Genomic DNA, 2,673 nt, shown 5'->3' with positions numbered 1-2,673 from the left:
AGGCTATGGCAGCACCCAAACTGCGGGGGGAGAGAGCTCCCTGACTGCGGGTTACGGCAGTACTCAGACGGCTCAGGAAGGCAGTGACCTGACTGCCGGCTACGGCAGCACGGCCACCACCGGACCTGGCAGTATGGTGACTGCCGGTTACGGCAGCTCGCAGACCGCCGGTCACGCAAGTGCGTTGATTGCAGGTTATGGCAGCACCCAGACTGCGGGTTACAAAAGCATTCTGACTTCGGGATATGGCAGCACTCAGACCGCCCAGGAAAGCAGTGATCTCATCGCCGGCTACGGCAGTACTGAAACCGGTGGTTACGACAGTTCGTTGATCGCCGGTTACGGCAGTACCCAGACCGCCGGTTACGGAAGCATTCTGACTGCCGGATACGGCAGCACGCAGACAGCACAAGAAGGCAGTTCACTCACCGCAGGTTATGGCAGTACGAGTACCGCCGGCGCTGACAGCTCGCTGATCGCAGGCTACGGCAGTACTCAGACCGCAGGACACGAAAGTACACTCACTGCGGGCTACGGCAGCACCCAAACCGCTCAGGAGGACAGTTCGCTGACTGCGGGATATGGTAGTACCTCAACTGCCGGATTCAACAGTTCATTAATCGCCGGCTACGGCAGTACGCAAACATCGGGATATGAGAGCACCCTGACTGCCGGCTACGGCAGTACCCAAACGGCCCAGGACAATAGCTCGCTCACCACGGGTTACGGCAGTACCTCGACTGCGGGTTATCAAAGTTCGTTGGTCGCGGGTTACGGCAGCACCCAGACCGCTGGCTATGATTCTACGTTGACAGCGGGTTACGGCAGTTGCCAGACGGCTCAGGAGCAAAGTTGGTTAACTGCCGGCTACGGAAGTACATCGACAGCCGGCTATGAAAGCAGGCTGATTGCCGGCTATGGCAGTACGCAAACCGCCGGCTACAAAAGCACCCTGACCGCAGGCTACGGCAGCACCCAGACCGCCCAGGAAGAAAGCTCGCTGACGACCGGTTATGGGAGCACTTCAACGGCGGGCTACAACAGTACGCTGATCGCCGGTTACGGCAGCACTCAAACTGCCGGCTACAACAGCAGCCTGACGACGGGTTATGGCAGTACCCAGACTGCGGGTTACGGCAGTGTCATGACCGCGGGTTATGGCAGTACGCTAACCGCTTTGGACAGCAGTACGCTAACCGCCGGCTATGGCAGCACGCAAACAGCCGGGTTTAGCAGTTCGTTGATGGCCGGCTACGGCAGTTCGCAGACCGCCGGTTTTGAGAGCACATTAACGGCGGGTTATGGCAGTACCCAGATGGCGGAGCGCGACAGCACGCTCACCGCGGGTTATGGCAGCACCGGGATTGCAGGGCAGGACAGCTCGCTGATTGCCGGTTATGGCAGCAGCTTGACCAGTGGCACGCGCAGCTGTTTGACCGCGGGTTATGGCAGCACACTCATCAGTGGACTGCACAGTGTACTGACGGCGGGCTACGGCAGCAGTCTTACCTCAGGCATGCGCAGCAGCCTGACGGCGGGATACGGCAGCAACCAGATTGCGAGCCATAAGAGTTCGCTGATTGCGGGCCATGAGAGCACTCAGATTGCAGGGCACAAAAGTATGTTGATCGCCGGCAAAGGCAGTTCGCAAACAGCGGGTTCTCGCAGCACGTTGATCGCCGGCGCTAACAGTGTCCAGATGGCGGGCGACCGCAGCAAGCTGACTGCCGGTGCAGACAGCACCCAGACAGCGGGCGATCGCAGCAAGCTCCTGGCCGGCAGCAACAGTTACCTGACGGCTGGCGACCGGAGCAAACTCACTGCCGGCGACGATTGTGTGCTGATGGCCGGGGATCGTAGCAAGCTGACGGCTGGCAAGAACTGCGTATTGACCGCAGGCGCTGACAGCCGGCTTATAGGGAGTCTCGGCTCGACACTTTCAGGCGGAGAGAACTCGACACTGGTTTTCCGCTGCTGGGACGGTAAGCGTTACACCAACGTGGTCGTCAAGACGGGCATCGACGGTGTAGAAGCTGATGTTCCCTATCAAATTGACGAGGACAGTAACGTTCTGATCAAGGCTGAGGACAACAGCCACAGTGAGGCGGACCCGTCTCAGCTTCAGCCATGAAATTTCTCTCTAAAACAGCCTGAGGCCGAGTGCTGAAAACTTACCCCCCAGGTGCTATCAATCATGCTGGTGAAGGGAAGCATGCCCGGGTTGACGCTGTGACAACACCCTGATGAAGGCCAATGCAAAACGCCCCGATTTGTTTGGGGCGTTTTGTTATCAATCGGCGACAGGCCGGTCGAGGCAGCGAACGCGGTGATCCTCGTAGTCTGCACTCTTCTTCAATGAATATGCAGTTATGCATTTATATGTTTGCGTTAATGCATATTCGCGCCTAGGGTTACCTCGAGCCAGATCGGAACGCGCCCTCGAATACGGGCATCCCGGAACGTCGATAGCTCAGCAACACCGCTGCACCTTTACACGCTGGACGCGTGTTTTCATTCATGGAGGATTGAAAAATGTTAACCCCTGAAACAACCCGATTCACCGGCGACACACAGCCCAACTGCCTGATCGGTCATCTGCTCGACCCGCAATTGGTCGAAGTCGAAGCGGCTTATCAGCCTAAGGCAATGGCTGCCGCCAGCCTGAATTTCAGC

The 2,673-nt window shown here is 58.2% G+C and carries 1 pseudogene; it reads left to right on the top strand.

The features are described from left to right. Window positions 1-2,131 (top strand): annotated as a pseudogene (locus ACI77D_RS29195) (Ice nucleation protein); the annotation flags it as partial. Window positions 2,132-2,673 lie beyond the last annotated feature (542 nt).

Source organism: Pseudomonas sp. O39, assembly GCF_045447295.1.
Taxonomy (GTDB): domain Bacteria; phylum Pseudomonadota; class Gammaproteobacteria; order Pseudomonadales; family Pseudomonadaceae; genus Aquipseudomonas; species Aquipseudomonas antarctica_A.
This window is presented reverse-complemented; position numbering and strand designations above follow the sequence as displayed.